This window comes from Streptococcus troglodytae (genome assembly GCF_002355215.1).
GTDB classification, from domain to species: Bacteria; Bacillota; Bacilli; order Lactobacillales; family Streptococcaceae; genus Streptococcus; species Streptococcus troglodytae.
In genome coordinates, this window is the sequence record NZ_AP014612.1 from 211,159 (window position 1) to 234,128 (window position 22,970).

Annotated in this window: 25 protein-coding genes and 7 pseudogenes; 30 read left to right on the forward strand and 2 right to left on the reverse strand. The window is 35.5% G+C overall.

The window, feature by feature from the left end; all coding sequences use genetic code 11:
- Nucleotides 1–60 precede the first annotated feature (60 nt).
- The 12 genes and pseudogenes from comGA to SRT_RS01130 all read left to right on the forward strand — a co-directional run bounded on the left by comGA (nucleotide 61) and on the right by SRT_RS01130 (nucleotide 7,901).
- Nucleotides 61–1,000, forward strand: a pseudogene (gene comGA, locus SRT_RS01075) (competence type IV pilus ATPase ComGA).
- On the forward strand, nucleotides 936–1,967 hold the full coding sequence (gene comGB, locus SRT_RS01080; protein ID WP_256376016.1) for a competence type IV pilus assembly protein ComGB: 1,032 nt from the start codon (nucleotides 936–938) through the stop codon (nucleotides 1,965–1,967). The pseudogene comGA and the gene comGB overlap by 65 nt, the downstream one beginning before the upstream one ends.
- Entirely contained in the window at nucleotides 1,967–2,281 is a 315-nt protein-coding gene (comGC, locus tag SRT_RS01085; protein WP_128832750.1) for a competence type IV pilus major pilin ComGC, read from the forward strand. The genes comGB and comGC overlap by 1 nt, the downstream gene beginning before the upstream one ends.
- Nucleotides 2,268–2,672, forward strand: coding sequence for a competence type IV pilus minor pilin ComGD (gene comGD / locus SRT_RS01090; protein ID WP_161940061.1), 405 nt, complete (start codon nucleotides 2,268–2,270; stop codon nucleotides 2,670–2,672). Before comGC ends, comGD begins: the two co-directional genes overlap by 14 nt.
- Nucleotides 2,644–2,937, forward strand: a complete 294-nt coding sequence (gene comGE, locus SRT_RS01095) for a competence type IV pilus minor pilin ComGE (protein ID WP_128832752.1) — start codon at nucleotides 2,644–2,646, stop codon at nucleotides 2,935–2,937. Before comGD ends, comGE begins: the two co-directional genes overlap by 29 nt.
- Nucleotides 2,924–3,358 (forward strand): competence type IV pilus minor pilin ComGF, encoded by a 435-nt coding sequence (gene comGF, locus SRT_RS01100; RefSeq protein ID WP_128832753.1) that lies wholly within the window; start codon nucleotides 2,924–2,926, stop codon nucleotides 3,356–3,358. The genes comGE and comGF overlap by 14 nt, the downstream gene beginning before the upstream one ends.
- Nucleotides 3,336–3,725 carry a competence type IV pilus minor pilin ComGG gene (gene comGG / locus SRT_RS01105; protein WP_128832754.1) on the forward strand — a complete coding sequence of 130 codons (390 nt, stop codon included), beginning with the start codon at nucleotides 3,336–3,338 and terminating at the stop codon, nucleotides 3,723–3,725. The genes comGF and comGG overlap by 23 nt, the downstream gene beginning before the upstream one ends.
- A 54-nt stretch (nucleotides 3,726–3,779) precedes the next feature.
- Nucleotides 3,780–4,732: pseudogene (locus SRT_RS01110) on the forward strand (class I SAM-dependent methyltransferase).
- A 58-nt stretch (nucleotides 4,733–4,790) separates the two neighbouring features.
- Nucleotides 4,791–5,990, forward strand: a complete 1,200-nt coding sequence (locus tag SRT_RS01115) for an acetate kinase (RefSeq protein WP_128832755.1) — start codon at nucleotides 4,791–4,793, stop codon at nucleotides 5,988–5,990.
- Between the two features lie 543 nt (nucleotides 5,991–6,533).
- A complete protein-coding gene (locus SRT_RS01120) occupies nucleotides 6,534–6,734 on the forward strand; it encodes a helix-turn-helix transcriptional regulator (RefSeq protein ID WP_128834002.1) in 201 nt (66 codons plus the stop codon).
- A 13-nt stretch (nucleotides 6,735–6,747) separates the two neighbouring features.
- Nucleotides 6,748–7,187, forward strand: a pseudogene (locus SRT_RS01125) (hypothetical protein).
- A 51-nt stretch (nucleotides 7,188–7,238) separates the two neighbouring features.
- Nucleotides 7,239–7,901 (forward strand): type II CAAX endopeptidase family protein, encoded by a 663-nt coding sequence (locus SRT_RS01130; RefSeq protein WP_128832757.1) that lies wholly within the window; start codon nucleotides 7,239–7,241, stop codon nucleotides 7,899–7,901.
- Nucleotides 7,902–7,985: 84 nt separating this feature from the next.
- Here SRT_RS01130 and proC read toward each other — a convergent pair whose 3' ends face one another.
- Together proC and pepA are read right to left on the reverse strand one after the other, a co-directional pair.
- A complete protein-coding gene (gene proC, locus SRT_RS01135) occupies nucleotides 7,986–8,756 on the reverse strand; it encodes a pyrroline-5-carboxylate reductase (RefSeq protein WP_128832758.1) in 771 nt (256 codons plus the stop codon).
- A gap of 57 nt (nucleotides 8,757–8,813) precedes the next feature.
- A pseudogene (gene pepA / locus SRT_RS01140) lies at nucleotides 8,814–9,880 on the reverse strand (glutamyl aminopeptidase).
- A gap of 59 nt (nucleotides 9,881–9,939) precedes the next feature.
- Between pepA and SRT_RS01145 the strand changes: the two are divergent.
- From SRT_RS01145 to groL, 18 genes and pseudogenes are all read left to right on the forward strand, one after another.
- A complete protein-coding gene (locus SRT_RS01145) occupies nucleotides 9,940–10,248 on the forward strand; it encodes a DUF4651 domain-containing protein (protein ID WP_128832759.1) in 309 nt (102 codons plus the stop codon).
- Complete coding sequence (locus SRT_RS01150) at nucleotides 10,226–10,555, forward strand: thioredoxin family protein (protein ID WP_128832760.1); 330 nt, start codon at nucleotides 10,226–10,228, stop codon at nucleotides 10,553–10,555. The genes SRT_RS01145 and SRT_RS01150 overlap by 23 nt, the downstream gene beginning before the upstream one ends.
- Nucleotides 10,552–11,178 carry a YtpR family tRNA-binding protein gene (ytpR, locus tag SRT_RS01155; protein ID WP_128832761.1) on the forward strand — a complete coding sequence of 209 codons (627 nt, stop codon included), beginning with the start codon at nucleotides 10,552–10,554 and terminating at the stop codon, nucleotides 11,176–11,178. Before SRT_RS01150 ends, ytpR begins: the two co-directional genes overlap by 4 nt.
- A gap of 86 nt (nucleotides 11,179–11,264) precedes the next feature.
- Nucleotides 11,265–11,696: a MarR family winged helix-turn-helix transcriptional regulator gene (locus SRT_RS01160; RefSeq protein WP_128832762.1), complete on the forward strand. Its 432-nt coding sequence runs from the start codon at nucleotides 11,265–11,267 to the stop codon at nucleotides 11,694–11,696.
- On the forward strand, nucleotides 11,696–12,052 hold the full coding sequence (locus tag SRT_RS01165) for a rhodanese-like domain-containing protein (RefSeq protein ID WP_002264000.1): 357 nt from the start codon (nucleotides 11,696–11,698) through the stop codon (nucleotides 12,050–12,052). The genes SRT_RS01160 and SRT_RS01165 overlap by 1 nt, the downstream gene beginning before the upstream one ends.
- An 86-nt stretch (nucleotides 12,053–12,138) precedes the next feature.
- Entirely contained in the window at nucleotides 12,139–12,534 is a 396-nt protein-coding gene (locus SRT_RS01170) for a single-stranded DNA-binding protein (protein WP_128832763.1), read from the forward strand.
- Between the two features lie 423 nt (nucleotides 12,535–12,957).
- On the forward strand, nucleotides 12,958–13,920 hold the full coding sequence (locus SRT_RS01175) for a sugar ABC transporter substrate-binding protein (protein ID WP_128832764.1): 963 nt from the start codon (nucleotides 12,958–12,960) through the stop codon (nucleotides 13,918–13,920).
- Nucleotides 13,920–15,244, forward strand: a pseudogene (locus SRT_RS01180) (sensor histidine kinase). Before SRT_RS01175 ends, SRT_RS01180 begins: the two are co-directional and overlap by 1 nt.
- A complete protein-coding gene (locus SRT_RS01185) occupies nucleotides 15,241–15,921 on the forward strand; it encodes a response regulator transcription factor (protein WP_128832765.1) in 681 nt (226 codons plus the stop codon). The pseudogene SRT_RS01180 and the gene SRT_RS01185 overlap by 4 nt, the downstream one beginning before the upstream one ends.
- A 30-nt stretch (nucleotides 15,922–15,951) precedes the next feature.
- Nucleotides 15,952–17,219 (forward strand): annotated as a pseudogene (locus SRT_RS01190) (extracellular solute-binding protein).
- 65 nt (nucleotides 17,220–17,284) lie between these two features.
- A pseudogene (locus SRT_RS10535) lies at nucleotides 17,285–17,487 on the forward strand (hypothetical protein).
- A gap of 31 nt (nucleotides 17,488–17,518) precedes the next feature.
- On the forward strand, nucleotides 17,519–17,953 hold the full coding sequence (locus tag SRT_RS01200) for a PTS sugar transporter subunit IIA (RefSeq protein ID WP_128832767.1): 435 nt from the start codon (nucleotides 17,519–17,521) through the stop codon (nucleotides 17,951–17,953).
- 18 nt (nucleotides 17,954–17,971) lie between these two features.
- Nucleotides 17,972–18,466, forward strand: a complete 495-nt coding sequence (locus tag SRT_RS01205; RefSeq protein ID WP_002276036.1) for a PTS sugar transporter subunit IIB — start codon at nucleotides 17,972–17,974, stop codon at nucleotides 18,464–18,466.
- A 200-nt stretch (nucleotides 18,467–18,666) separates the two neighbouring features.
- The gene (locus SRT_RS01210) at nucleotides 18,667–19,518 is read left to right on the forward strand and encodes a PTS mannose/fructose/sorbose/N-acetylgalactosamine transporter subunit IIC (RefSeq protein ID WP_128832768.1); all 852 of its coding nucleotides are present in this window, start codon (nucleotides 18,667–18,669) and stop codon (nucleotides 19,516–19,518) included.
- A gap of 1 nt (nucleotide 19,519) precedes the next feature.
- Entirely contained in the window at nucleotides 19,520–20,356 is an 837-nt protein-coding gene (locus tag SRT_RS01215; RefSeq protein WP_002262151.1) for a PTS system mannose/fructose/sorbose family transporter subunit IID, read from the forward strand.
- 23 nt (nucleotides 20,357–20,379) lie between these two features.
- Nucleotides 20,380–20,676 (forward strand): hypothetical protein, encoded by a 297-nt coding sequence (locus tag SRT_RS01220; protein ID WP_002262150.1) that lies wholly within the window; start codon nucleotides 20,380–20,382, stop codon nucleotides 20,674–20,676.
- Between the two features lie 121 nt (nucleotides 20,677–20,797).
- Entirely contained in the window at nucleotides 20,798–21,085 is a 288-nt protein-coding gene (gene groES / locus SRT_RS01225) for a co-chaperone GroES (RefSeq protein WP_128832769.1), read from the forward strand.
- 111 nt (nucleotides 21,086–21,196) lie between these two features.
- A complete protein-coding gene (gene groL / locus SRT_RS01230) occupies nucleotides 21,197–22,825 on the forward strand; it encodes a chaperonin GroEL (protein ID WP_128832770.1) in 1,629 nt (542 codons plus the stop codon).
- Nucleotides 22,826–22,970: the final 145 nt, after the last annotated feature.

Sequence of the window (22,970 nt, forward strand, 5' to 3'; positions counted from 1 at the left end):
AAAATAAATAAAAGACTTAATTTCTCTTGACTTTTTCGAATAGATAAGATGGGAGGTTTTATGGTTCAAAAATTAGGTAGAAAAATCATTGCAAAAGCTGTTCAAAATAAAGCACAGGATATCTATATTATTCCTAAAAAAGAATCTTATGAGCTTTATATGAGAATAGGAAATGAAAGGAGGTTTATTGATGTTTATGACCATCATTTCATGGCTAATCTTATTAGTCACTTTAAATTTGTTGCAGGAATGAATGTAGGTGAGAAAAGACGAAGTCAGCTGGGCTCTTGTGACTATTCTTATGATGAAGGGAAGGTTATTTCATTAAGGTTATCAAGTGTAGGAGATTATCGCGGTTATGAAAGTTTGGTTATTCGCTTACTTTTTCTGGACGTCACGATTTAAAATTCTGGTTTAACAGTATGGATTTGATTTTAAATGAAATCAAGGGGCGAGGGCTTTACCTTTTTCAGGTCCAGTTGGAAGTGGCAAAACAAGTTTGATGTATCAATTGGTAAAACTAAAATTTGAGACCAAACAGGTAATTACCATTGAAGATCCTGTGGAAATTAAGCAAGATAATATGTTACAACTGCAGCTTAATGAAAGCATTGATATGACTTATGATAATTTAATTAAATTATCTCTGAGGCATCGTCCGGATATTTTGATTATTGGGGAAATTCGAGATAAAGAAACCGCAAGGGCTGTTATCAGAGCTAGTCTAACAGGGGCAATGGTATTCTCAACTATCCATGCTAAAAGTATTCCAGGTGTTTATGCTAGGATGTTAGAATTGGGTACTAGTTCAGAAGAATTAAAAAATGCTTTGCGTGGTATTGTCTATCAACGTTTAATAGGAGGAGGAGGGATTATTGACTTTGCCAAAGGGGATTATCAAAACCACTCAGCAAAAAAGTGGAACAAACAAATTTATGACCTTTTTACAGCAGGATATATTACTGAAGGAGAAGCACAAGCAGAAGAAATTGAAGATTAAAAAGCAAAGAAAAGTTATTCAGCTTTTTAATAATCTCTTTACTAGTGGTTTTAATTTAACAGAAATTATAGATTTTTTAGAACGAAGTCACTTGTTAGCAGAAGTATACACAAAGAAAATGCGCCAAGGGTTGTTGAGTGGTCTGCATTTGGCTGAAATAATGAGTTCTTTGGGATTCTCAGATGATGTTGTTACTCAATTAGCACTTTCTGAAATTCATGGAAACACTCAAAAAAGTCTTTTAAAGATTGAATCCTATCTAAATAACCTGATACTTGTTAAAAAGAAATTAGTTGAGGTTATCACTTATCCAATCATTTTATTGATTTTTCTTGTCGTTATTATGTTGGGATTAAAGAATTATTTATTACCACAACTTGAAAAAGGGAATTTTGCAACTCGGTTGATTTCTAATTTTCCAACACTTTTCTTGCTGGGCTGTTGCTTTTTTATTTTGCTAGTTGGTATTTTTGCTTTCTTTTCACGAAAACTCAGTCGTCTGCATTTAATTGGTTTTTGCAGCCATTTGCCTTTTGCTGGTAAGTATTTGCAACTTTATTTAACAGCTTATTATGCGCGTGAATGGGGTAATCTTATTGGGCAAGGAGTAGAAATGGCTCAGATAGTTAGATTGATGCAAGATCAAAAGTCACAGCTTTTTAGAGAAATTGGCTATGATATGGAGAAGGCCTTGCTATCAGGTCAAGAGTTTCATCAAAAAGTTTTAGATTATCCTTTCTTTTTAAAAGAACTCAGTCTTATGATTGAATATGGAGAAGTAAAGTCAAAATTGGGAAATGAATTGGAAATTTATGCTGAGGAAACATGGGAACACTTTTTTGCGAAGTTAAAAAAAGCAACACAGTTTGTTCAGCCACTCATCTTTGTTTTTGTAGCTATTGTTATTGTTATGATTTATGCAGCCATGCTTTTGCCAATTTATCAGAATATGGAGGTTAATTTATAATGAAAAAGATCAAGAGAGTCTGTGTACGAGCTTTTACGCTTATTGAAATGTTAGTAGTCCTTCTCATTATTAGTATTCTTTTACTATTGTTTGTTCCTAATTTAACTAAGCAAAAAGATAAGGTCAAAGATACTGGCGGTTCTGCCGTGGTTAAAGTTGTAGAAAGTCAGGCTGAGCTTTATGAACTTAATAAAACCGATTCTGCTACTCTTTCTAAATTAGTAGCTAGTGGTGATATTACACAAGAACAGGCAAATTCATACAAGGATTACTATGCAAAACACCCAAGTAAAACACGGCATGTCGCGAATTAAAGCTTTTACGCTTATAGAAAGTTTAGTGACTTTGGCAATTACTAGTTTTTTGATTTTAAGCTTTTCAGGTGGTATAATTCAAACGTTTGCCAAAGTAGAAGAGCGTCTCTTTTTTCTTTCTTTTGAACATCTTTACCGTGACACGCAAAAACTTAGTGTTTATCAAAGACAAGATATGACTTTAATATTAAAAAGCGAATATATCTCAAATGGTGTTGAAAGACTTAAAATCCCTAAGAATGTTAAACTAGAGAGGAATGAAACTTTGCACTTTGATCAGGCAGGAGGAAATTCTTCTTTAGAAAAACTTGTTTTTCAAACATCTGATGAAAAAAGAGTTACTTATCAATTATATATAGGAAGTGGTCAGTATAAAAAAACAGAAAGTTAAAGCTTATATTCTTCTAGAAAGTTTAGTTGCTTTGGGGCTTTTCGTAGCCATCACAACTTTAATTCTTACTCAGTTGAGTCATCATCAGGAAAGGACAGCTAAAAATATACAAAAACAGGAAATATTGAATTTAGCAATAATGGCTCTTCAAACTCAGCAAGATCATTTAAGTTTCAATGGCGTCAGTGTTACAGTTATTAAAAATCAAGGAGAAACTATAGTTTATCATGATCATGAGGAGGTTATCAATCTTGTTAAAAAGTAAATTGAAAGCTTTCACACTTTTAGAGTGTCTTCTTGCTTTGCTTGTAATTGCTGGTAGTGTATCTGTTTATAATGGTCTAACTAAAGCTATTAGTAGTAATATTCATTATTTATCAGAAAATCAAGAGGATGCTTGGTTACTTTTTTGTCAGCAATTTCGGTCTGAACTTGAAGGAACGACTTTGCAAAAATTAGATAGCAATAAGCTTTATATTCAAAAAAATAATCAAAGTTTAGCATTTGGTAAATCAAAAGTAAGTGATTTTAGAAAAACTAACAGTGATGGACGTGGTTATCAGCCTATGTTGATGGGGATCAAAGCTGCTAATTTTAGTCAATCAGGAAAAATTATTAAATTAGACGTTACTTTCAAAGATGGTTTAGAGAGGACTTTTGTTTATGCTTTTCATGAAAAAAATTAAAGCAGGTGTACTTCTATATGCTCTGTTTATGTCAGCAATTTTTAGTCTTTTCTTACAGTTTTATCTTAATCGTGTTATAGCAACTGAGAGACAAAATCAGGCACAATTATCGGCCAGTAAAGCTTATCTTATAGCAGATCTAACTCAAGATTTGGCCAAAGACAACTCTGGGCAGTTGATTTTTAATCACGGAAGGTCTAGTTATCATAAACAGGAAGGGGAACTTCTGATAAAAGTCCATTTGACAGATGGTCAGTCCTACCAATATCGTTTTAACTGTGTAACAGAAAATAAGGAAAAAAGAAAATTTAGTGTGGCTAATAAAACTTTTACTGAATCTATAGAAAAACGTCATTTGCAAAAATAGTTACTGCCTTTGCGACTTTAAGTCATTTTTGATATGATAATCGTGGAGGAAATCATGGATTTTGAAAAAATAGAAGCAGCCTATAACTTACTGTTAGACAATTGCCAAAAGCTGGAAACTCAACTTCATACTCACCTTTATGATGCCTTAATTGAGCAAAATGCTTGCTATCTAGGTGCTGAAGGTGCTGATGATTTTATTAAAGAAAATAATAATAAACTGCGTCAGCTTAATCTAAGTAAAGAGGAGTGGCGTCGTAGCTTTCAATTTATTTTATTAAGGCTACTCAAAGTCAGCAATTACAGTCAAATCACCAGTTTACACCAGATAGCATTGGCTTTATTATTCTTTATTTATTGGAAGGTTTAACAAATAAGAGTCAGTTAGACATCATTGAAATTGGTTCTGGGACAGGAAATCTTGCAGAGACTATTGTGAATAACAGTTCAAAAAGCATTGATTATATGGGGATTGAGGTTGACGATCTGTTAATTGATTTATCAGCAAGTATTGCCGATGTATTGGATTCTTCTGTGCATTTTGTTCAGGAAGATGCAGTGCGGCCACAGATTTTAAAAGAAAGTGATGTCATTATCAGTGATCTGCCAGTTGGTTTTTATCCCAATGATAAAATTGCTCAGCGTTATCAGGTCGCAGCCAAGTTAGGACATACTTATGCGCATCATCTTTTGATGGAACAATCGCTTAAGTATTTAAAAAAAGAGGGGCTTGCTATTTTTTTAGCGCCAGTGGATCTTTTAACTAGTGAGCAGAGTCCTCTGCTTAAAAAATGGTTACAGAACAATGTAACTATTTTAGCCGTTATTTCTTTACCTGAGGCAATTTTTAATCAGAAAACTAATATAAAGTCAATCTTTGTCTTAACGAAACAATCGCAACAAAGTTTGGAAAGTTTTGTCTATCCTTTGACAGATTTACAAGACCCCGAAGTTTTAAGACGATTTATGAAAAATTTTAAAAAGTGGAAGGAAGATAATGTCTTTTAAGAGATAATTTGTTATAATAACTTTGTATTATCGTAAACGATTTCATGAGAGGTATATTATGTCAAAAACTATTTCAATTAATGCAGGTTCTTCTAGCCTTAAATGGCAGCTATACTTGATGCCTGAAGAAAAAGTACTTGCAAAGGGGTTAATTGAGCGTATTGGCAAGGATGATGCTATTTCTACTGTAAAATTTAATGGTCAAGAAGCTTCAGAAACCTTAGCTATTAAAGACCATACTGCAGCAGTGAAAATTCTCTTAGATGATTTAATCCATTTGGATATTATTAAATCGTATGATGAAATCACAGGTGTAGGGCACCGTGTAGTTGCTGGTGGAACTTACTTTAATGAATCCGTTTTAGTTGATAGTGAAGAAGTCATTAAAAAGGTTGAAGAGTTAGCACTCTTAGCGCCCTTGCATAATAAAGCAAATGCTGCAGGGATTCGAGCATTTAAGAAAATTCTACCAGATATTACCAGTGTCGTTGTCTTTGATACTGCTTTCCACACTACGATGCCGGAGGTTGCCTACCGCTATCCATTGCCGAATAAGTATTTTACAGAAAATCAGGTTCGTAAATATGGAGCTCATGGGACTAGCCATTATTATGTTGCTCATGAAGCAGCCAAGATATTAGAAAAACCGATTGAAGAACTTAAATTGATTACGGTTCATATGGGAAACGGGGTTTCTCTTACAGCAGTTGATGGCGGAAAATCAGTTGATACGTCAATGGGCTTTACACCACTTGGTGGTGTGATGATGGGAACACGAACGGGAGATCTTGATCCAGCTGTTATTCCTTATTTAATGGATAATACAGAAGATTTTAAAACGCCAGGAGATATTCGCCGTATTTTCAATAATGAGTCAGGTTTGCTGGGGATTTCCGAGTTATCAAATGATATGCGGGAAATTGAGGCGGCTACAGCAGCTGGTAATAAGGATGCTGCCTTGGCTTATAACATGTTCATTGACCGTATTATTAAGCATATTGGTGCTTACGCTGCTGTGATGAATGGAGTTGATGCTATTGTCTTTACGGCGGGTATTGGTGAAAATGATGCTCATATTCGAAGCGAAATTATGAAACACTTTGATTGGCTTGGAGCTGATATCGTTGCCGAAAAGAACGAAAAGCGCCCAGTTTACGGGGTCATATCATCGAATGCCGCTAAAGTTAAAGTTTTGGTGATTCCCACTGATGAAGAGCTTGTTATTGCACGTGATGTCGAGCGTTTGAAAACTAAATAAGTTATCAATTTTAATATGATAAGACCAGAAAAGTTGACTGAGTATTTGGTCAGCTTTTTGATTGACGATTTTAGTCCATCTCGCTTTGTATGTGGTACAATAGTGAATACTCATCATTGTCCAGAAGATCAAAAGGTTTTTTTGACAAGACTTAAATTAAATTTTATAAAAAATGTAAAATAAGCTTGATAAAATATGTAAAGTAAACTATACTATAAATGTAAAGGAGATTTAACATCGTTCCTAAAATAGTAATTATGGGGGATAAGATATGCTATGATCATTAAAAAGATATCTAGTCAAGAATATTTCAGTACAACCTTAGTCAAATAGTTAATTAACACTGCCATTAGTTGGCTTATTTATTGTCGTAACAATTATACAAGTGCTATTTAGATTTTTGTACAAGCTTTTAGCAGGAGCGAGTATCGGTTTATCTCTTTTATGGGTCTATTCAATAGGGCTCTGGAAAAAATCAGACAAAGTTAGTCAAACTTTAAGTTAGATTTTATAAAGCCCATTAAACTTTCTTGGAGGACAATGATGCAGACGAGAATTCAAGAATTACGAAAGGTTAATAAGTTGAGTCAATCGGAATTAGCAGATGCTCTCAGTGTGACTCGGCAAACCATTATTTCCTTGGAAAAGGGGCGCTATAATGCTTCTTTGGGATTAGCACATAAGATTGCCAAGTATTTTGGTAAAGCCATTGAAGATGTCTTTATCTTTGAAAATGAAAAATAGGAGGCTGTTAACAATGTTTAGCAATTTAAGGAAGAAAAAAGTAAGGAAGAATATAAAAAATCACAGCAGGCAATCGGCAGCTGTCTGATATGTATTGGTGGTTTACTGCTGGTTTTATCTTTAAGTGTATCAATGTCAGATTTTGCAGCGGGATTTTTAATAGGAATTAGCATTTGTATGAACCTATTGGGAGTCATAGTTCTTGCAAGGGTTGCAACTGATAAGACATTGACACACTATTACATAGCAGCTTATGATGAGCGTAATAAACGAATCCGTAGTTTGACAGCACAGTTAACTTTGGCTATTTTAATGTTGTTGATGGTAGCTTTAGTTGTTTTATATGCTTTTTGGCATATTGCTTTCAGCTATCTGATTACTCTGATGATTCTTCTTTATGGGACAATCATCTGTGGCATTTTACTTAGAGTGTTCTTCAATCGCTTATTGTGATGTGAAAGATGCTAATTATTAGAATTAATTATATAAAGAAAAAGGAGAAATATGAAAACAATTTTAAAGAAAACAGCAGCAGTTATTTCTATTGTTGGTTTGTTTATCATTAGTCAACTGCCAAGTATTGTGATGGCACTTTGGCAGAGAAATCAACATCAGTTAGAATTATGGCAATCCATTGTTATTTTGATTTTGCAGCTAATGGTTCTTATTGGCTTTTATATTTTGGCTAGAAAGAGAAAGTTAATTAGTTCGGGAATCAAGTATTGGTTGAGTTGGAAAACATTGGGAATTGCTTCTTTGGGTTTTGTTGCTCTCTTTATTGTCAAAATTATTGCTGGTATCATTTTGACTTATGAAGGAAAAACAACAACCAATAATCAAGAGACAATCACTCAAATGTTTAACAATTCATCGTTATTGCTGATGTTCATGTTTATTGTTATTATCGCTCCTTTAACAGAAGAAATTATCTTTAGGGGACTTATTCCTCAACTATTTTCCAAACGTTTTGAAGGACTTGGTTTTGGACTTGGGGCTTTGCTTTTTGGTTTACTTCATGGTCCAAGTGATATTGGTAGTTTTGTTCTTTATGTGGGAATGGGTACTATTTTAGCTTTTATTTGTTATAAACTTAAACATTTGGAATACAGTATTTGGACTCATGCACTTAACAATGGTCTCGGCTTTCTGCTATTGTTATTTAGATAAATGATTAAAAAAACTAGGAATGAACAGTTTATTAATAGTCAAAGATACATTTACCTATTAAGAAACCATTCAGTTCCTAGTTTTTTACATGTTTTTTGATTTGTCAATTGTCGCATCAATGGCTGAAATGGTACTGGCCGTAAAGCCGGTTTTCTCTAGATCAAGAAGTCCAGCGATAGTTGTTCCACCGGGACTGGATACCTTATCAATCAGATCGTTTGGCTTATCTTGCCCTTGGATGAGATTGCTCGTAGTTGCTAGAACAGTTTGACTGACAATCTTAAAAGCTAAATCTTTGGGAAATCCGTGTTTCAATCCTGATTTGGACAAAGCTTCAATGAAGAGTGCAATATAGGCAGGACTAGATCCTGCAAGTGCGGTGAAAGTATCAAAATCTTTTTCAGCGATTTCAAAAGTTGTTCCGAATGAGTCCGTAATCTGTTTGGCAATTTCAAAAAGCTGATCAGAAACTTTATCATTTCGGCAGATAGCAGTGCTACTTTGAAGAATCTTAGCATTAAGATTAGGCATAATACGGATAATCGGTAAATCAGTCTGGCTTAGTTTATCCAGATATTCTAATGAGATACCGGCTGCCATGGATAAAATCGGTTTTGTTAATATTAAAGGGTTCAAAACAGAAGCAAGAACTTGTGGTTTAACACCCAATACAAGTAAATCAACTTCGTCAACCAAGTCTTGATGAGATTGAGCCACAGAAACTCCAAGTGCTTCTGCTTTGTCTTGACCGGCTTTCAAACTACTATCTGATATGATTAATTCAAAATCTGTTTTTTTGAGTCCAGTAATAATAGCGCTGGCCATTTTACCAACACCAATAAATCCAATTTTCATAGTCAAATGCCACAGTCAGAATTAAATGAATAGTTATTTAGACTGTGTTTTTCCTTTCTAATAGTTTTTGATTAAATCAACTGTAGAGCGATCAAGTTTCTTCACAATAGTTTGCAGAAAAGCTTGAGCCTGTATGAAATCATCCATAGCATAGAGTGTTTGATGAGAGTGAATATAACGAGCACAAACGCCGATTGTTGTTGAAGGAATTCCGCTATTTTTGAGGTGAGCAGCACCAGCATCTGTACCCCCTTTAGCACAATAGTATTGGTATTTGACACCAGCTTCTTGGGCAGTAGTCAACAAAAAATCGCGCATGTCTTTAAGCATGATATGACCCGGATCGTAAAAGCGAATGAGAGTGCCCTCGCCGATTTTACCCTGATTGCCATAGACATCACCAGCAGGTGAGCAGTCAACTGCCAGAAAAATATCTGGCTTGAATTTGGTTGCTGAAACCTGAGCACCGCGAAGACCGACTTCTTCTTGAACATTAGCACCAGCAATGAGGGTATTGCCTAACTGTTCATTTTTAAGGCTTTGAAGAAGTTCTGTAACCATGAGAACACCATAACGATTATCCCAAGCCTTGGAAATGACATTCTTTTGGTTAGCTGTTAGACTGGCTTCTGATTTAGGAATAATGATATCACCTGGGGTTATCCCAAAGCTTTCAGCTTCTGTTTTATCTGCAAAACCACCATCAAAAACAATATCTTCGATCTTGGGTAAAGAAGCTCCGCCATTATTACCACGTAGAAAATGTGGTGGGACAGAACCTGAAATGACAGGAATCGCCTGTCCAGTGCGTGTATAAAGAGTGAAACGCTGTGAACTAACAACCAGAGGATTCCAGCCGCCAATAGCCACCACGCGTAAAGTGCCATCTTCTTTGATATCGCTGACCATAAAACCAACTTCATCCAGGTGAGCAGCAACCATAACACGAGGGGCCCTTTCCGACTTGCTATGTTTGATACCAAAAAGGCCACCGAGGCCATCCGTTTCAACTTCATCAACAAAAGGCGTCATTTTTGGCCTAAAAAGTCACGGATCTTGTGCTCATAACCAGCAATGCCATCAAGTTCGGTGATTTCTTTGATTTTGTCAAATAATTCCGTCATATTTAACCTCAATTCTATACGTTCTATTTTAGCATGTTTTATGATAAAATAAAGAGGTTATGGAAAGTAAAAACTTCAAACTTGCTTCAAGTGCTTGTCTTATAGGAATAGGCGGAGCAGTTTTGTTTGGAGCGGTTGTAAAAAAACAATTGGAAGAAAGAAAGCGTGAACGTATTAAGGCAGAGCTTCGCCAGTTTTTTAATCAGTTGGGTGAGATTGCTGTCCTCTACGTCAATGAATTTGAATCTGACAAGGATACGATACGAGGTGGTCTTGTCATGAATGATGATACTATCTATCTCTTTACTTATGAGAATGGTCAGATAAGCTATGAGGAGGATAAACGTGATTGTTCCAAAAACGTATGAAGAATTGGCTGCTTATCTTGAAAAGCCTGACAAGCTTGTCCTTTTCTTTACAGCAGATTGGTGTCCTGATTGTCAATTTATCTACCCAGCCATGCCTAAAATTGAGCTGGCAAATCCAGACTTTCTTTTTCTTCGTGTAGACCGTGATAATTTCATGGAAATCGCGCAGCGCTGGCATATTTTTGGTATTCCAAGTTTTGTTGTTGTAGAAAATGGTAAAGAAATTGGCCGTTTAGTCAATAAATCACGTAAAACACAAGCAGAGATTAACAGCTTTTTGGCTGAATTAACCGAGGAGAAATTATGATTTTTACATATAATAAAGAACACGTTGGAGATGTCCTTATGGTTATTGTTAAAGATAGTAAGGGCGCAAAGTTAGACTGTGAACGCAAGGGCAAGGTGACTCGTATTTTTCTTGAAAAAAATAAGGAGACAGTGGCCTGGAATATTTTTGCGGTATCAAATTTGCTTGAGCTTAATGGCAATGGACAGGTATTTTTGACAGATGAAGAGCTGGCGGTTTTAAATGCTGAACTTGCCAAAGAAGGTTTTGAAGAAAAACTAGAAAATGATGCCGCAGCTAAGTTTGTTGTTGGTGAAATTGTAAAAATAGTTGCTCATCCAGATAGTGATCATCTTAATATTTGTCAAGTTAAAATTGCTGAGGACAAGACTGTCCAAATTGTTGCCGGTGCACCAAATGCCAGACTAGGATTGAAAACCATTGTCGCTCTGCCAGGTGCGATGATGCCAAACGGTAGCCTTATTTTTTCAGGCAATCTGCGTGGCGAAAAGAGCTGTGGTATGATGTGTTCTCCTCGCGAGTTGGCTTTGCCTAAAGCTCCTAAAAAACGTGGGATTATTGAATTAAGTACAGACACTGTTATAGGCCAAGCTTTTGACGCTGAGAAACATTGGAAGGGGTGAGAAAAAACTTCGTCATGAAATGACGAGGTTTTTCTTGCAGAAATTCTTTTTTGTTATATAATCAATTCAACTGATAATCAGAAAAGGTGACTATATTGGAGTTAGAAGATTCTTGGGGATTTCAGATTAGTAAGATTGCTCAAGAGATGGACAGTCAATTTTCGAAGAAGTTAGCAAAATATGATATCGGTTCCAGAGAATACGGTATTTTGTTGACAATCCATCAATATGCACTATTAACACAGCTTAAGATTGGTGAACTGAACAAGGTTGATCGTACGACAATTGGGCAGCTTGTTGATTTATTAGAAAGAAAAGACTTTGTGGTAAGACAAAAGAATCCAAAAGATAGACGGCAAAATTTATTGGCTTTAACTAAAACAGGGGGCTCTTTGGTCGAAGAAATGTGGCAGGAAATGAAAGAGATAGAAAAAGACGTTCTTAAGCATTTGTCTGCTAAGCAAAAAGAAACGCTTTTAACGATGGTAAAAGCGATTAAGGAAGGAGAGTTGAACTGATGGATAAACTTGCATTTTTAGAAATGTATCTTGATTTATATAGGAATCATTTTACAGTTTTGGAGGCCATGAAAGCAGAAAACCCGGATATTGTGGTGTTAGATATTAGAAATGCTCCATCACAGATTAAGAAAGAGCAAATTAAAGGAGCAAAGGTTATGCCAGCTAAGGACTTAGCTAATCATTTGACAGAGCTTGATAAAAACAAAACCTATATCGTCTATGATTGGAATGGCGGCAGTGTTTTAGGTAAGCACGCCTTATTTATTCTTTTGAAGGCAGGCTTTAAAGCATATGAATTAGCAGGAGCTTTTGAAGGATGGAAAGGCATGCATTTGCCAACAGAAAAATGCTGACATAAGGTAATTGTAGATTTTTTCAATTTTAGCATCATTTTTCTTTCTTTTTTGCGAATAATAAGATAGGAGGAAAAAGATGTATTATGTATAATAAAGTTATTTTGATTGGTCGTTTAGTTGCGACACCTGAAATGGTAAAAACACCAAAGGATAAGTCTGTTACGCGCGTGACACTGGCTGTCAATCGGCGATTTAAAAGTCAAGATGGGGAAAGGCAGGCTGATTTTGTCAATGTTGTTCTTTGGGGCAGATTGGCAGAAACAATAGCTTCCTATGGTAGTAAGGGAAGTCTCATCTCTCTCGATGGAGAATTGCGCACCCGTAAATATGAAAAAGATGGTGTCACTCATTTTGTGACTGAAGTTTTGGGACACTCTTTTCAATTACTGGAAAGCCGTGCTCAACGTGCTATGCGTGAAAGTAATGCTGAAAATGATTTGACCGATTTGGTTCTAGAAGAGGAGGAGCTCCCTTTTTAAAATTTCAAGTCAAAAGTAAGGTTTAGACTATGAATTTTCTAAGACTTACCATTGAGATAAGATAAAAACCTAATCTCTGCAAGTTATTCTATTGTTTTATTTTATTACTAATGATCAGAAGATATTATATTTTAGATTTTAAGAGTTCTAAAACCGATAGAGATCAATAATTGAGCAGAAAAATGAGCTCGTGTAGTTTACTAGCTAAAGTAAGAGAGTGGTTATAGTCCAAAAACTTTATTTTTGGACTGTAATCATTCTTTTTAGTTCAAATAAATGATGTTATTTTCTAATTATTAAATAAATTGGTTAAGGCGAGAAGAGTTTTATTAACTTATAAGAGGAGTGTTTGCCAGGAAGTAGTGAAAGTGTTAAACTAATGAAAAAGATTTGTTTGAAAGATAAAAGAATACGGAGGAAGTAATGAAAATACAGAGTTTAGTGAAGTCTCTAGCCTGCCTTTTTGTTGTGCTAATTATTTCAAGTCTGTTTTTTTATTATAAAGAGGAACCTGTTTTTCCAAGGCAAACTAAGATTGGTGCTACTTATATGACGATGAATAATGATTTTTATAAGTATCTCAATGCTGAAGTGGAAAAAAATGTTAATGAGCAACACGATTTACTTTATACGCGAGATCCGGCCCTTAGTATTAAAAAACAGGTTGAACAAATTCGTTTTTTTATTAAGGAGAAAGTTGATGTTATCATTATTAATCCGGTTGATGGTAATAGCAAACGCTTGATTAATAGTCTTAAAAGAGCTAGAAAGCAAGGTATTAAAGTCATTGCAGTAGACAGTCAGTTTAAAGATAATTCTGCTATTAACACAACCATTGTTTCAGATAATTATAAGGCGGGTGTATTGTGTGCTCGAGAAATGATGCAAAAACAAAAAGCTGCTAAAATTCTTCTTTTAGAGCATCGCAATGCTTTATCTGCCACAAGCAGGATTCAAGGCTTTCTTGATGCCATTCAAACACATAAGGACTATCAGGTTGTTGCACGAATTGATAGTTTAGGACAGACAGAAATTGCCATGCCCAAAGTAAAAAAACTTATTGAAAAGGGTTTAACTTTTGATACTGTCATGGCGCTCAATGATAGAGCAGCCATAGGTGCTTTAGCAGCAGTAAAAGGTGAAAAATTACCAACTAATCCTTATATTTATGGTATTGATGGGTCACCAGATATGAAAAATCTGCTTTCAACTACTTCAGAAGTGCAAGCAACGGTAGCTCAATCACCTTATACTATGGGACAGGAAGTTACAAAGGCAAGTCTTAAATTATCTAAAAATCAGACTTACCCTAAGAGAATTATTGTGCCCGTTGAATTAATCACAAAGAAAACGATCGGGAAGTATGATTTAACAGGATGGCAATGATGAATAGTTATAAGTATTTAAAATACAGTCAATATGCTAAACAGGCTTTAATTTTTATTAATTTTTTGGCAGTTACTTATTATGTTTTTGTTTATCTTTTTGCTAGCAAATATATTGTGGCTAAAAATTTAAGTCATGTACTTTTGGATAAACTGGATGTTGTCCCTATAGCTCCTGAAAATATCTTTTTTACAACACTCTTCTTTTTTGCTATTTTTCTCATTGTCATGTTTTATAGAGAAAGTATTCTTAATAAAAAGGAAGAGATTAATGATTGGCTGATTGTTGCAGAAATTGTCTTAATGATTCTCACCTTTATTTCCTTGCAGTTTTCTTACAATGGCCTATTCCTCCTCGTTTTTGCAGATATTTTTTATAGTTATGCTAATTTTTATAATGTTAAGGAGCAAAAGTATTGGCTTCTTTTCATCATTCTAGGTTTTGGTATGCTTTTGATCTCAAATTTCGATCTTTTATCTCTAGTGATGAGACTACCTTCTTTAGATGTTTACATTAGCTTTTTTCCTAGTGGCAGTCGTCTGATTGTTATGTTTATTAAAAACTTTCTTTACTCGCTTAATATCATTGTTTTTCTAATTTCCTTAGTAGCTTATATCATGTATTCAGTAGCTGAAAATCATAAGATAGAAGAAGAACTGAGAATGGCTGCACGTGCTAATATTGAACTGAATGATTATGTTTCTTTGGCTGAAAAAATCGCTGAGGATAAAGAACGTAAGCGAATTGCCAGAGAAATTCATGATACCTTGGGGCATGCTTTAACGGGTATTTCAGCAGGAATTGACGCAGTTACTGTTTTGGTTGATTTTGATCCTAATCATGCTAAAAGCCAACTAAAAAATGTGTCAGATGTTGTTAGAGAAGGTATTCAAGATGTTAGAAGGTCTTTAGAAAAATGAGACCAGGAGCCCTTGAAAAGGGAAGCCTTAAAGAGGCTTTATTAAAAATGATTGCAGATTATGAAAAATTATCCAAGCTACAGGTTAGTCTGCATTATGATTGGGATAACGTTGATTTAGACATTACTAAGGAAGATATTATTTTTCGTGTTATTCAAGAGACCATTACCAATTCCCTTCGACATGGACATGCCCGTCATGTCAGTATTGATATGCTCAATGAGGATTTCTATATTATTAAGATTAAGGACGATGGTATTGGCTGTGAGGATTTTAAATTGGGGTATGGTTTAACACAAATGCAAGAACGGTTAGCTATTATTGGAGGCTATGCGGACTTCGAAAGTGATGATGGTTTTCAAACAATGGTAAGAATACCTAAGAAAAAAGGAGAAGAAAAGTGATTAAAGTCTTGATTGCTGATGACCAAGAACTCATCAGAGAATCTTTAAAAATTGTTTTGTCATCCTATAAAGACATTGAAGTGGTTGATGCAGTCGATGATGGTTTTGCGGTTTTAGAGAGTCTGAAAAAAGTTCAGCCGGACCTTATTTTGATGGATATCCGCATGCCTAAAATGGATGGTGTTTTATGTACCAAGGCCGTTAAGGAAAACTACCCTAATGTTAAAGTTATTATTTTAACAACCTTTGATGATGATGATTTTATTTTTAAAGCGCTTCAATATGGTGCTTCTGGTTACATTTTAAAGGGGATCTCTATGGAAGACTTATATCAGGCTATTGTTACAGTCAATAAAGGAAATGCCATGATTAATCCAGATGTTGCAACTAAGGTTGTTAAGCTGTTTTCACAAATGGCGCAATCTAATTCTGCTATTCAAGTACAGGAAAATAGTGTCGAAAATATTTCAAAGGCTGAATGGAAAATTATTCAGCAAATTGGTTTTGGCTTATCAAATAAAGAAATTGCAGCGAAGCTCTTTTTGTCAGAAGGTACTATCCGTAATTACCTATCGACCATTTTATCTAAATTGAATTTGCGTGATCGAACGCAATTAGCGATTTGGGCAGTCCAAACGGGTGTTACTACTAGACATTTTGGAGATGAAAATGATTAAAAAAAGCTTTACCAGTATAAATTTCACTTATTGGTTTTGTTGGCACTTTTAGGAGCCCTGCTAATCTTATTTCTTGTACAATCGCGGCAAAAAAAATCTTGAGATTAGGTGTTTATGCTGGCAGTAGCTGGGATGTACCCAGTGGGAAAGATTATCAATTTTTAGATAGTGTCATTAAACGGTTTGAAAAGACTCATCCAAATGTTGATGTTCAATATGAGAGTGGTATTTTAAAAGAAGATTATTCTTCTTGGCTGTCTAAAAAAATTGTTGAGGGAAAGCAGCCAGATGTTTTTATGGTTCCTGAAAATGATTTTAATCTCTTAGCTTCAACAAAAACTTTAGCTAATTTAGATAATTATATTAAAAAGGATTTGAACCCTTCACTCTTTTATCATTCAGCCTATAATTCAGGTCAATTTGAAAGGAAGCAATTTGCCCTTCCCTTTGAAAGCAATCCTGTTATGATGTGCATCAATAATGATCTCTTAAAAAAAGAGGGGATAGAGTTGCCAAACTCTTCATGGACCTTAAACGATTTTTATAGTATTTGTAAAAAAGTTACTAAGGATACAGATGGTGATGGTGTTATTGATCAATATGGCAGTCTGGGTTATGGTTGGGAAGAGGCTTTAGCTGCCTATAATGTTAAATTATTTAATGAAGCTGGTACAGAGGCTTACTTTAACACCAAAAAAGTTCGTTCGGCTTTAGCATTAGTCACAAAATTAAAGAGTTTAAATGGTAATTATAATGTTACTCTTAAAGATTTTGATGAGGGTAAGGTTGCTTTTTACCCTATGACTCTAGCCCAATATCGTACCTATAAACCCTATCCTTATCATGTTGCAAAATACTCTTCCTTTTCGTGGTCTTGTGTTGAAATGCCTTCACAAAAACCGAATACAGCGAAGATACAAATTAATACATCTTTATATGCTATGTCGTCTAAAACCTCACAGTCTAAATTAGCTTGGGAGTTTCTTAAACTTTTATGTGCCAATAAAAAAACACAACAGCAATTATTTGAAGAATCACAAGGAGCATCTGTTTTAAAATCAGTAATGAACAGTCAAGAAAGTAAGAACCTTTTGCAAAATGATAGCTTTGGTTCAAAAGCTTTGACTGTTAATACCTTGGATAATATGATGCGAAAAGCGAAAACGACTCCTAAATTTAAATCTTATAATACTATTTATGAAAAAGCAGGCTATCTTATTACCAAATCGCTAGAAGGAAATACTGTAGAAAATGATTTATCTGATATTCAAAAAGAAATTGAAGAAGAATTAAAGTAGGTGAAACAAACAAAAAAAACTGGGAATTGAGAGAAAAAATCTAAAAGATACAAAGGGTGTTCTACTTGCTGTCAATAACATCAAAAAGTCTGGGAATTTTTTCCAGACTTTTTGAGCAGTTTCTTTATATTTTGGGTATTTACAGTATTTTCTTTGATCAGTTTAAAAAATTAAATCAATGACAATTGTCATCTGTTGAATGACATTTGTCAGGGGTGTGAAAATGACAAATGACACTGCAAAAGCGTTTTCAAAAAATGTAAAATAAGAATGAAATTAAAAGAAAGTAGGGTGTATTCATGAAATACCTATTGCTTGTAAGCCATGGCGGTTTTGCGCAGGGCTTGAAGACTTCTTTAGCTATGTTTGCTGAGGATAAAGTAAATCAAGTTATAGCTGTCGGATTGGAAAATGGTAAATCAGTAGATGATTTTGCGGAAACTTTTAGACAAGCTCTTTCTAATCTAAAGGATGAGGATTCAGTTGTTGTTTTAGCTGATATTGTCGGGGGAAGCCCTTTGACAACAGCCTGCAATGTTTTAGCGGATTTGGGTAAGTTAGATGACGCTATTGTCTTAGGGGGGATGAACTTACCAATGGCAGTCAATGCCGTTGTTATGAAAGATATGCTTGAAGGTCAGGATTTTGTAACCACTGTTTTGGGTGAAGCTAAAAGCGCCTTACAAGAATTTAAGATAACTTCTGATGAAGAAGATGATGACGATGACATTTAAATAAAGAAGGAGAAGAAAATGACTGTATCATTTGTAAGAATTGATGACCGTATGATTCATGGACAAACTGTAACACGTTGGGCAAAAGAATACCCATGCGATGGTTTAATTGCTGTTAATGATGCTGCAGCAAAAAATAAAGTTTTAATTCAGGCATACAAAGGTGCTTCAGATAAGAAGACTTTTGTTTGGTCTAAAGAAGCCTTTGCTGCTAAATCACAAAAGGTATCGGATTCAGATAGTCGTTACTTTTTAATTACTAAAAATCCGGTTGATATGAAAGAAATTTTGGTTGACCAAGGTTTTGTTCCGGGTGAAGTTAAGGAAATTATTGTTGGTCCTGCCAACGACCGCCCCGGAGCTGTTAAGCTTGGTAATAATCAATCTATAACTCAAGAAGAAGCGGATGCTATTGAAGCAATTGAAAAGGCTGGCTATAAAGTTAAATTTCAACTTCTTCCTGATGTTTCAATTGGTTATTGGTCAGACTTTAAATCAAAATTTGGTTATTGACTTAACGTAGAAAGTTTATCTAGATGCTAACGCACTTGATAGACTACAGTAGTCTAATCTGTATTTTAATAAATTGAACACGGCTACAACACTGTGCAAAAAGACAAAAACTGCTTAGATGCTGGTGCATCTTCGTTAGCTTTCTTATTTTGCGGTGTGTCGCTTTACCGTCTTTGTATCTTAATAAAAGGAGAATTATTATGACAATTTCTTGGTTTCAAGCAGCCTTGCTAGGATTGTTTGCCTGTTTGTCTTCAATGCCTGGTCTTGGCGGTACAACAATTGGTAACTATACTTTGGGACGCCCTTTAGTCGGTGGCTTGGTTTGTGGGCTTATCCTCGGAGACATTAAGACAGGTATTGTTTGCGGTGTTGCTATGCAGCTTGTTTATATTGCTCTTGTAACACCCGGTGGTACTGTTTCTGCTGATGTGCGTGCAGTATCTTATATCGGTATTCCATTAGCAATGGTTGCGATTCATTCTCAAGGTTTATCAGCAACTTCATCAGATGCAGCTAACCTTGCTAAATCAATGGGAACCCTTGTAGGTACTATTGGTACAGTGCTTTTCTATGGTACTGCAACAATGAACCTTGTTTGGCAACATATTGGATGGCAAGCCGTTGAAAAAAGAGAATTCAAGAGACTCTATGTTGTAGACTGGGGACTTCCATGGATCTCACATATCGTCTTTTCATTCATTCCTACATTGATTATGTGTAAATTAGGTGCAGATGCCGTTACTGCTCTTAAGAATGCCCTTCCAATGGATGGTATTCCAATGAAGACCCTCTTTACAGTAGGTTCACTTCTTCCATGTGTAGGGATTGCTATTTTATTAAAACAAATTGTTGAAAAAGCAGTTGACTTTATTCCATTCTTTGTTGGTTTCACTTTGGCAGCTTCACTTGGTTTAAACTTAGTATCATGTGCAGTCATTTCTTTAATTTTTGCAGTACTGTTCTATGAACTTGAAACAATAAAAAATATGAGGACAACAGCTTCAGCTGAAGCTTCAGATTTCGATGACGATGATGAGGAGGATATTTAAAATGGCTCAAAAGAAAATTTCAAAGAAAACTTTAACGAAATCTTTCCATCATTGGTATTATGGTAATTTGACATGTTTCTCACAAGAACATATGCAAACATTTGGTTATTTGACTTCCATGTTACCAATCGTAGAAGAACTTTATGACAATAAAGATGATCAAGCACGTTCTATGCAAACTTATACAGCTTTCTTTAATACAGAACCACAGTTAGGTTCACTGGTAGTTGGTATTACAGCAGGTCTTGAAGAAGCGCGTTCTAATGGTGCTGATGGTGTAGATGACGAAACTATTAATGGCTTGCGTGCAGGTCTTATGGGACCAATTGCAGGTATTGGTGATTCACTTGTCGTTGGTACTTTAATTCCAATTATTTTGGGAATTGCTCTTGGACTTTCTACTGATGGCTCACCAATTGGTGCCATCTTCTATATCATTGTTTGGAACTTATTGGCCTACTTTGGTATGAGATTTGCCTATTTCAAAGGTTATGAACTTGGTGATAAAGCAGTTGAAGTCTTAGTTGGAACACAAGGACAAGCCATTCGTAAAGCCGTTGCTATTGTCGGTGGTATGGTTGTTGGGGCTGTTGCAGCTACTTGGGTGCCTATCAAAACTGCTCTGGAGCTTAAAAATTCTTCTGGAAAGGCTTTCTTGGTTTTACAAAAACAACTTGATGGTGTTTATCCAGGGCTTTTAACCGCTCTATTTACCGTTTTTTGTTGGTGGTTAATGGCTAAGAAAAATATGTCTCCAATTAAAGTTATGCTTCTTTTAGTTGTTATTGCTTTTGTTGGTGTTATTACAGGATTCTTTGATCCAGGCTTGAAATACTAAAATTAGAAATGGTTGGAGAGATTATGCTAACAGAAAAAGAATTCATCAAAGGATATGAAAATGAAATCGCTTATCAAAAACATATGATTGAAAACCTAGGACGTTGGTTTACTTTAATGTTTATCATTGCTAGTATCGGTGTCGTTTTGATTTACTTATTCTCAGCTAATCTCGTTGGGTTTACTATTGGAATTGTTTTGACAGCCTTAGGATTCTTAGCTATGTTAGTCTTTGGTTATGGTATCTACAAGGGTCGCCTCAATGTTCAAAAAGTCGTTGATGATTTTGAAGAAAAACTGCGGCTTGCCAATTCTAAATAAGCTGAAAAAAACTTTACCGAAAGGTAAGGTTTTTTCTTGACTATTTTTGACCAAGTGATACAATAATATATGTAATTAGCACTCGAGATATTGGAGTGCTAAAAATCTATGGAGGTATATTATGTTAAAACCCTTAGGAGACCGAGTGGTCGTACAGTTGAAAGAAGAAAAGGAACAAACAGTTGGTGGTTTTGTCCTTGCTGGTGCTAGTCAAGAAAAGACTAAAAAAGCTCAAGTAGTAGCTGTTGGTGAAGGTGTTCGTACTTTAGCTGGGGAATTGGTTGCATCCAGTTTAGCACAAGGCGATACTATTTTAATTGAAAATCATGTAGGAACGCCTGTTAAAGATGATGGTAAAGATTACTTTATCATTCGTGAAGCAGATGTTTTAGCAGTTGTAAACGATTAATAAATAGCAGTTTAACTTTATAGTTATTTGAGATTATTTGTACACTTTTAGTATTGTAGTGGCAGTGCGAATGAAAGTGTTTCATATTATTTAGAAATAAGAGGATTAATTATGGCAAAAGATATTAAATTTTCAGCAGATGCAAGAAGCAGCATGGTGCGTGGCGTTGATATTTTAGCAGATACAGTTAAGGTAACCTTAGGCCCTAAAGGACGCAATGTTGTTCTTGAAAAGTCGTTTGGTTCACCGCTCATTACTAATGATGGTGTGACCATTGCTAAGGAAATTGAATTAGAAGATCACTTTGAAAATATGGGAGCTAAACTAGTTTCAGAAGTTGCTTCTAAAACTAATGATATTGCCGGTGATGGGACAACGACAGCGACTGTGTTAACTCAGGCTATTGTTCGTGAAGGTTTGAAAAATGTGACTGCTGGAGCCAACCCAATCGGGATTCGTCGAGGGATCGAAACGGCAGTTGCAACAGCAGTTGATGAGTTGAAAGCTATTGCACAGCCTGTTTCTGGCAAAGAAGCTATTGCTCAGGTTGCAGCCGTTTCATCACGTTCTGACAAGGTTGGAGAATACGTTTCTGAAGCTATGGAAAAAGTTGGTAACGATGGTGTTATCACTATTGAAGAATCTCGTGGTATGGAAACAGAGCTTGATGTTGTTGAAGGAATGCAATTTGATCGCGGCTACCTTTCCCAATACATGGTAACTGACAATGAAAAAATGGTGGCAGATCTTGAAAATCCTTATTTGTTGATTACAGATAAGAAAATTTCAAATATTCAAGATGTTCTTCCGCTTCTAGAAGAAGTTCTTAAGACCAATCGTCCTCTTTTAATCATTGCGGATGATGTAGATGGTGAAGCTCTCCCAACGCTTGTTTTGAATAAGATTCGCGGTACTTTCAATGTTGTTGCAGTCAAAGCTCCTGGTTTTGGTGATCGTCGCAAGGCCATGCTTGAAGATATTGCTGTTTTAACAGGTGGTACTGTTATTACTGAAGATCTTGGTCTAGAATTGAAAGATACGACTATTGATGCGTTAGGTCAAGCAGCTCGTGTGACTGTTGATAAAGATTCAACTGTTATTGTTGAAGGTTCTGGCGGTAAAGAAGCTGTTGCTAATCGTGTCAGTCTCATTAAGTCTCAAATTGAAACAGCAACTTCAGACTTTGATCGTGAAAAATTACAAGAACGTTTGGCTAAATTATCTGGAGGTGTTGCCGTCATCAAAGTTGGCGCAGCAACAGAAACAGAATTGAAAGAAATGAAACTTCGCATTGAAGATGCCCTTAATGCTACTCGAGCAGCTGTAGAAGAAGGAATTGTTGCAGGTGGTGGAACGGCACTTATCAATGTCATTGAAAAAGTAGCAGCACTTGATTTAACAGATGATGCTGCAACAGGTCGTAATCTTGTTCTGCGTGCTCTTGAAGAGCCTGTCCGTCAAATTGCTAAAAATGCTGGTTATGAAGGTTCTGTCATTATTGATAAATTGAAGAACAGTTCAGCAGGTACAGGTTTCAATGCTGCTAACGGTGAATGGGTTGACATGATTGATGCTGGTATTATTGATCCTGTTAAGGTAACTCGTTCAGCCCTTCAAAATGCAGCATCTGTAGCTAGTCTCATTTTAACAACGGAAGCTGTTGTGGCGGATCATCCAGCTCCAGAAGCACCAGCAGCAGCTCCTGCTATGGATCCAAGCATGATGGGTGGCATGATGTAATTTAGCTTCTTATTCATGGCAAGTCCGTAAAACGGCTTAATGCTGGTCAGTAATATTTTTAAGAGAATCTGGTTCAAGGCTAGGTTCTCTTTATTTTGCCTAAAATAGTGATGGCATACTATGATATTTAAAAGTAAGTGCTTGC

Excerpts from the sequence above, each read along its gene's own strand:
- SRT_RS01175 (WP_128832764.1), top strand. The coding sequence starts at position 12,958 with ATGAAAATACAGAGTTTAGTGAAGTCTCTAGCCTGCCTTTTTGTTGTG.
- SRT_RS01210 (WP_128832768.1), top strand. The coding sequence starts at position 18,667 with ATGACAATTTCTTGGTTTCAAGCAGCCTTGCTAGGATTGTTTGCCTGT.
- comGG (WP_128832754.1), top strand. The coding sequence starts at position 3,336 with ATGCTTTTCATGAAAAAAATTAAAGCAGGTGTACTTCTATATGCTCTG.
- SRT_RS01170 (WP_128832763.1), top strand. The coding sequence starts at position 12,139 with ATGTATAATAAAGTTATTTTGATTGGTCGTTTAGTTGCGACACCTGAA.
- comGC (WP_128832750.1), top strand. The coding sequence starts at position 1,967 with ATGAAAAAGATCAAGAGAGTCTGTGTACGAGCTTTTACGCTTATTGAA.
- proC (WP_128832758.1), bottom strand. The coding sequence starts at position 8,756 with ATGAAAATTGGATTTATTGGTGTTGGTAAAATGGCCAGCGCTATTATT.
- SRT_RS01215 (WP_002262151.1), top strand. The coding sequence starts at position 19,520 with ATGGCTCAAAAGAAAATTTCAAAGAAAACTTTAACGAAATCTTTCCAT.
- SRT_RS01220 (WP_002262150.1), top strand. The coding sequence starts at position 20,380 with ATGCTAACAGAAAAAGAATTCATCAAAGGATATGAAAATGAAATCGCT.
- ytpR (WP_128832761.1), top strand. The coding sequence starts at position 10,552 with ATGATTTTTACATATAATAAAGAACACGTTGGAGATGTCCTTATGGTT.
- SRT_RS01165 (WP_002264000.1), top strand. The coding sequence starts at position 11,696 with ATGGATAAACTTGCATTTTTAGAAATGTATCTTGATTTATATAGGAAT.
- comGB (WP_256376016.1), top strand. The coding sequence starts at position 936 with ATGACCTTTTTACAGCAGGATATATTACTGAAGGAGAAGCACAAGCAG.
- groL (WP_128832770.1), top strand. The coding sequence starts at position 21,197 with ATGGCAAAAGATATTAAATTTTCAGCAGATGCAAGAAGCAGCATGGTG.
- SRT_RS01205 (WP_002276036.1), top strand. The coding sequence starts at position 17,972 with ATGACTGTATCATTTGTAAGAATTGATGACCGTATGATTCATGGACAA.
- SRT_RS01145 (WP_128832759.1), top strand. The coding sequence starts at position 9,940 with ATGGAAAGTAAAAACTTCAAACTTGCTTCAAGTGCTTGTCTTATAGGA.
- SRT_RS01120 (WP_128834002.1), top strand. The coding sequence starts at position 6,534 with ATGCAGACGAGAATTCAAGAATTACGAAAGGTTAATAAGTTGAGTCAA.
- groES (WP_128832769.1), top strand. The coding sequence starts at position 20,798 with ATGTTAAAACCCTTAGGAGACCGAGTGGTCGTACAGTTGAAAGAAGAA.
- SRT_RS01130 (WP_128832757.1), top strand. The coding sequence starts at position 7,239 with ATGAAAACAATTTTAAAGAAAACAGCAGCAGTTATTTCTATTGTTGGT.
- SRT_RS01200 (WP_128832767.1), top strand. The coding sequence starts at position 17,519 with ATGAAATACCTATTGCTTGTAAGCCATGGCGGTTTTGCGCAGGGCTTG.
- SRT_RS01115 (WP_128832755.1), top strand. The coding sequence starts at position 4,791 with ATGTCAAAAACTATTTCAATTAATGCAGGTTCTTCTAGCCTTAAATGG.
- comGD (WP_161940061.1), top strand. The coding sequence starts at position 2,268 with ATGTCGCGAATTAAAGCTTTTACGCTTATAGAAAGTTTAGTGACTTTG.